The organism is Pseudomonas sp. SDO55104_S430 (assembly GCF_054070595.1).
Genome location: NZ_JBSVXG010000025.1, coordinates 40337 through 46336 on the forward strand (window position 1 = coordinate 40337; position 6000 = coordinate 46336).

The window sequence follows — 6000 nt, forward strand, 5'->3', positions numbered from 1 at the left end:
ATGGCCCCTCTGATAATAGATCTTCCCAAGGGGTCGGCCGGAATTTAACTTGGAGTGCATGAAGTCACAAGCGTCAGGAGCAAGTGTCATGCAGGCAGTAGATTTCAATTCGGACATGGGCGAAGGCTTCGGGCCGTGGACCATCGGCGACGGCGTTGACAACGAACTGATGGGCTTCATCAGCTCGGCCAACGTCGCCACCGGTTTCCATGCCGGCGACCCCGGCACCATGCGTCGCACGGTCGAGCAGGCCAAGCGCCTGGGCGTGGCCGTCGGGGCCCATCCGGGCTTTCGCGACCTGGTCGGTTTCGGCCGTCGCCACATCAATGCACCGGCCCAGGAGCTGGTGGACGACATGCTCTATCAGCTGGGCGCCCTGCGTGAACTCGCCAAGGTTCAAGGCGTAGCCCTGCAACACATCAAACCCCACGGTGCGCTGTACATGCACCTGGCCCGGGACGAGGAAGCGGCACGTTTGCTGGTGGAAAACCTGCAGCGCCTGGAGCCCGAGCTGCTGCTGTATTGCATGCCCGACTCGGCGATCTGGCGCATCGCCACGGAACTCGGCCAACCGGTGATCCGCGAGTTCTACGCCGACCGCGAGTACGACCTCAGCGGCTCCATCGTCTTCACCCGCAACGTGCGTGCCTACGACCCGGCGCAGGTAGCGGCGCGGGTACTGCGTGCCTGCCAGGAGGGCGTGGTGCGCACGGTGGAAGGTGAAGACCTGGCGATCGAATTCGATTCCATCTGTTTGCACAGCGACACACCCGGCGCCCTGGCGCTGGTCGAGGCCACCCGCAAAGCGCTGGACGGCGCGGGGATCAAGGTGCGCGCACCGCGATAACCCACATCGCAACGCGATAACCAACAGGAACCACCTGGCACACAGACGCCAGGGTTTGCATCACACACAGATTTTTTGCCTGCCTTTCTACAACTATTCCAAGAGGAACAGACATGGCGCAGCACACAGTCATCACCCCGTTGCCGGGGACCTTCTACCGCAAAGCCACCCCGGACTCGCCGAACTACGTCGAGGCCGGTGCCCAGGTCAGCGCCGACACGGTGATCGGTCTGATCGAGGTCATGAAGCAGTTTTCCGAACTGACCGCCGGCACGGCAGGGCGCCTGGACGCGTTTCTGGTCGAAGACGGTGATCCGGTGGAGCCGGGTCAGGTCATCGCCACACTCGAAGACGCGTGAGGGCACGACCATGACTCAAGGCATACGTAAATTGCTGATCGCCAACCGTGGCGAGATTGCCGTGCGGATCATTCGCGCCGCGAAAGCGCTGGGGATTCCTACCGTGGCGGCGTGCAGCGAAGCAGACGTCGATTCCCAGGCCGCGCGCATGGCCGACGAGGTGCACATCCTTGGCCCGGCCCGCGCCGACAAGAGCTACCTCAATGTCGAAGCGCTGCTCGGCGCCCTGAAGGCCACCGGCGCCAACGCGGTCCACCCAGGCTACGGCTTTCTCTCGGAGAACGCCGAATTCGCCGAAGCGGTGCAAGCCGCCGGGGCGATTTTCGTCGGTCCAAGCCCGGAGACCATCCGACGCATGGGCGACAAGGCCGAAGCCCGGCGCACCGCACAAGCGGCGGGCGTGCCGGTGGTACCTGGCTCGCCGGATGAACTGTTCGATGTGGAATCGGCGCTCAAAGCCGCCGAGTCCGTCGGCTTCCCGCTGCTGATCAAGGCCTCGGCCGGTGGCGGCGGACGCGGGATTCGCCTGGCGGAAAACCCGCAGCAGTTGAGCGAAGAATTCCCCCGTTCCCAGCGTGAAGCCCAGGCCGCGTTCGGCAACGGCGCGGTGTATCTGGAGCGCTTCATCGGCAAGGCCCGGCACATCGAAGTGCAGGTGCTGGGCGATGGTAAGCACGCGGTGCACCTGTTCGAGCGCGAGTGTTCGCTGCAACGCCGTCGGCAGAAGATCTTCGAAGAAGCGCCGTCGCCGGTTCTTGATGCACAGCAGCGCGAGACTCTTTGTGCTAGCGCCGTGCGCCTGACCGAGGCCCTGGGTTATCAAGGCGCGGGCACCCTTGAGTATCTGTACGACGACGCCACCGGCGAGTTTTTCTTCATCGAGATGAACACGCGGATCCAGGTGGAGCACCCGGTCAGCGAGCTGATCACCGGCATCGATCTGGTCCAGGCCATGCTGCGCATCGCCGGTGGCGAACCGCTGGGCCTCAAGCAAAGCGATATCCGGCTCAACGGCGCGGCCTTGCAAATGCGCCTGAACGCCGAAGACCCGGCGCGGGATTTCTTCCCAAGCCCGGGGCTGGTGCAAGCGCTGAACTGGCCGCAAGGCGAGGGCGTGCGCGTCGACAGCCATCTGTATGAAGGCTACCGGGTGCCGCCATACTATGACTCGCTGCTGGCGAAGCTGATCGTTCATGGCAGCGATCGCGCCCAGGCGCTAGCCCGCGCGCGACTGGCCGTGGAGCAGACCACGCTCACCGGCATGGCCAGCACCTTGGCTCTGCACGGCGAGCTGCTGGAGCAACCCTGGCTGCACACCGCCGACTTCCACACCGGCACTTTGGAAACCTGGCTGGCCGAGCGCCGCAGCGGAGGTGAAGCATGAGCAGTCCGATTCGCTACAGCTTTGGCGCCGACGAACACCTGTTTGCCGAAGTCAGCGACAGCATGTCCCTGGAGGCCTTCTTCAAGGGCATGGCGGTCACCCGTGCGGTGGAGCGTCTGGCGCTGGATGGCGTACTCGACGTGTGCCTGGCCAACGCTTCGTTCCAGATCCGTTTCGACCCGGACCGCATCGCCCCGGCCGATCTGCTTGAAGCGGTGAAGGGCGCCGAAGCCGAGGCCGTGGCCGAGCGCACCCTGCACACCCGGATCATCGAGATCCCGGTGCTCTACAACGATCCCTGGACCCACGAAACCCTGATGCGCTTTCGCGATCGCCATCAGGACCCGAGCGCCACGGACCTGGAGTACGCCGCACGGATCAACGGCCTGGCCGACGTCGAGGCGTTCATCGCCGCCCACAGTGGCGCGCCGTGGTTCGTCTCGATGGTGGGCTTCGTGGCGGGCCTGCCGTTCATGTTCCAGATGGTCGAGCGCGAACGCCAGTTGCAGGTGCCCAAGTACCTGCGGCCGCGCACCGACACACCGAAACTGACCCTGGGCCATGGCGGCTGCTTCGGTTGCATCTACTCGGTGCGTGGCGCCGGTGGCTACCAGATGTTCGGCGTCACCCCGGCACCGATCTACGACCCGCAGCAGAACCTGGCGTACCTGAAGGAACACATGGTGTTCTTCCGTCCCGGCGACATCGTGCAGTTCAAACCGATGGACCGCGAGGCCTATGACCAGGCGGTGGCCGAGGTGGAAGCCGGGCGCTTCGATCTGCGCATCCGTCCGGTGGAATTCTCGCTCGATGCGTTCCTCGCCGACCCGATCGGCTATCCCAAGTCGCTGCAGGAGGTGCTGGCATGATCAAGGTACTCAAACCCGGTCTGGCCACCTCGGTGCAGGACCTTGGCCGCGAAGGCTATTACCACCTGGGCATCCCGCCTTCCGGAGCGCTGGATCAGTACGCCCTGAGCGCGGCCAACCAGCTGGTGGGCAACCCGGCCAACTCGGCGGCGCTGGAATGCACGCTGCTGGGGCCGGAGCTGGAATTCACGCAGGGCGCGCTGGTGGCGGTGTGCGGTGCGCACATGACGCCGAAGGTCGATGGCGTGGACATGCACCTGGACACCGCCTTCGAGGTGAAGGCCGGGCAGGTGTTGCGTTTCGATTTCCCCAAGGCTGGCGCCCGGGCTTATCTGGCGGTGGCCGGCGGCATCGATGTGCCGGTGGTGCTCGGCAGCCGTTCCACCTATGCGCTGGGGGCGCTGGGCGGTTTTCAGGGGCGCAGGCTGGCGGTCGGTGACGAATTGCCGGTGGGCGTCGCCAGCGGCAAGGGCCGCGTCGGGGCCAGTCTGCCCATGGCGCTGCGTCAGTCGCTGGGCGGGGAAATCACCCTGCGGGTGGTGCCGGGGCTGTACTACGACCGCTTGACCCCAGCGGCGGCGGACAGCTTTTTCGCCGAAGCCTGGACCGTCGGCTCGGAAGCGGATCGCATCGGTTATCGCTTCAAGGGCGGCAGTCCGCTGAGCTTCCAGCCTCGCGAGCAGCCGTTCGGTGCCGGTTCCGATCCTTCGAACATTGTCGACAGCTGTTACCCCATCGGTTCGATCCAGGTGCCGGCAGGTCTGGAACCCATCGTGCTGCACCGCGATGCGGTGTCCGGTGGCGGCTACGCGATGATCGGCACGGTGATCAGCGCCGACCTCGACCTGATCGGCCAGATGCAACCCAACCAGAAGGCCCGCTTCGTCGCGGTGACCCTGGAAGAGGCACTGGAAGCCCGACGTTCCTACAAGAAAAAACTCAGCTGCCTGAGCAAGCTGTTCCCTTCCTGATTCTGCCCGCCGCACGGCGCGGGTAAAGCCAAAAGACCAGCCAACGCCGCACTTCGGTGCGGTGGCGGCTGCCCGCGCTTCAACCTCTGACTGGTTTTGGAGATCACGCATATGGCTGCTTTATCGCAATCGAGTCAAACCGGGCAGGACCCGGCCAATCACCCCGTTCCTACCGAAGCGCGCATGGTCCGACTGTCGCTGACCATGGCCTGGTGGGCGGTGTGCAGCGCGATGTTCTACATCGTGGTCGGGGCGTCCCTGGCGCTGTCCTACGGCGCGCGCAATGCGCTGATCGGTATGGTGTTGTCGGTGATCAGCTACGGGCTGGTCAACAGCGTGCTCAGCCGCTTCGCGGTGCGCAGCGGCTTGTCGGTGGCGTTATTCTCGCGGCTGCTGTTCGGCAGTACCGGAGCGTGCCTGGCGACACTGATCTTCTTCTCCACGGCGATCTATTACGCGGTGTTCGAGGGCTCGGTGATCGCCGTGGCACTCAATCATCTGTACCCGGAGCTGGTATATCCGCTGGCCGCGCTGCTGGTGGTGCTGTACAGCGTGCCTATGATTCTGGGCAGCGTGCAGCACTGGCTGGACAAGCTCAACGGCGTGCTGCTGCCGGTGTACCTCGGCGGCCTGCTGGTGGCGGTGGGCTTGTCGATCAGCCGTTACGGCTACCAGTCGCAATGGCTGGATTTCGGCCCGGCGACGCCCGCTGCGTTCGGCTGGTGGGACTGCTTCGTGGCCTACATGGGCGTGTGGATCCTGATGCTGTTCACCTTCGACTACGCCCGTTTCGGCAAACCGGATGACGCCGAATACCACGGTCGCTGGAACTTCGGCATGCCGTTCTACATGGTGACCTTCCTGCTCAATGGCGCGGCGGGCATCTACCTGGTTAGCAGCATTCCCCACGAAGGTGCGCTGAACGAGGTGTCGGTGGTCATGGCGATCCTGCAGTTGATGGGCCTGTGGGGGCTGCTGTTCGTCTGGGCCACGCAAACCCGGATCAACACCGCCAACTACTACCTGGCGACCCTGAACATGCAGGCCTTCTTCGCCCGCTTCGGCCTGCGTGCCTCGTACCTGGTGTGGGCGGTGGCAGTGGGGGTGATCGTCTACGGGCTGATGCTGGCGGATGTGTTTGCCTACCTGCTCAAGGCGTTGGCCTATCAGGGGATCTTCGTGGTGGCCTGGGTGGGCGTGGCGCTGGCGCAGATTGTCTATGGACGTTATGACGCCGGGTCGCTGGAGCGGGTGTCGGCGTTCAATCCAGTGGGGCTGAGTGCGTGGTTTGGGGCTACGGCGTTGGGGCTGGCGCTGATGTTTTCGGCCGGTGGCTTGAGCAGCTTTTCCGCGCCGGCGACGGTGGTGGTGGCTTTTGCGTTGCAAGCGGGATTGGCGCGTCGGGGGCGGGTGCAGGTGGGCGTGGTGCAGTAGTTCTAGGCAAATATTTGTGTGAAAAGAAGTACCTGTGGCGAGGGGCTTGTCGAAACGTCGCACCGCCCCGTTGGACTGCGCAGCAGTCCCATCTTTTTGGGGCCGCTTCGCAGCCCAGCGGGGGCAAGCCCCCTCG

Annotated in this window: 6 protein-coding genes; all 6 read left to right on the plus strand. The window is 64.6% G+C overall.

The window, feature by feature from the left end; genetic code table 11:
* The first annotated feature begins 88 nt into the window (after window positions 1–88).
* The 6 genes from ACW9JE_RS07560 (at window position 89) to ACW9JE_RS07585 (ending at window position 5864) form a co-directional block, all read left to right on the plus strand.
* Window positions 89–847, plus strand: coding sequence for a 5-oxoprolinase subunit PxpA (locus tag ACW9JE_RS07560; protein WP_457432377.1), 759 nt, complete (start codon window positions 89–91; stop codon window positions 845–847).
* 113 nt (window positions 848–960) lie between these two features.
* The gene (locus ACW9JE_RS07565; protein WP_046855294.1) at window positions 961–1206 is read left to right on the plus strand and encodes an acetyl-CoA carboxylase; all 246 of its coding nucleotides are present in this window, start codon (window positions 961–963) and stop codon (window positions 1204–1206) included.
* Window positions 1207–1216: 10 nt separating this feature from the next.
* The gene (locus ACW9JE_RS07570) at window positions 1217–2590 is read left to right on the plus strand and encodes an acetyl-CoA carboxylase biotin carboxylase subunit (protein WP_457432378.1); all 1374 of its coding nucleotides are present in this window, start codon (window positions 1217–1219) and stop codon (window positions 2588–2590) included.
* The gene (locus ACW9JE_RS07575; RefSeq protein ID WP_175380092.1) at window positions 2587–3459 is read left to right on the plus strand and encodes a 5-oxoprolinase subunit B family protein; all 873 of its coding nucleotides are present in this window, start codon (window positions 2587–2589) and stop codon (window positions 3457–3459) included. The genes ACW9JE_RS07570 and ACW9JE_RS07575 overlap by 4 nt, the downstream gene beginning before the upstream one ends.
* Window positions 3456–4430 (plus strand): 5-oxoprolinase subunit C family protein, encoded by a 975-nt coding sequence (locus tag ACW9JE_RS07580; protein ID WP_457432379.1) that lies wholly within the window; start codon window positions 3456–3458, stop codon window positions 4428–4430. The genes ACW9JE_RS07575 and ACW9JE_RS07580 overlap by 4 nt, the downstream gene beginning before the upstream one ends.
* 111 nt (window positions 4431–4541) lie before the next feature.
* Window positions 4542–5864: a purine-cytosine permease family protein gene (locus ACW9JE_RS07585; protein ID WP_457432380.1), complete on the plus strand. Its 1323-nt coding sequence runs from the start codon at window positions 4542–4544 to the stop codon at window positions 5862–5864.
* Window positions 5865–6000 lie beyond the last annotated feature (136 nt).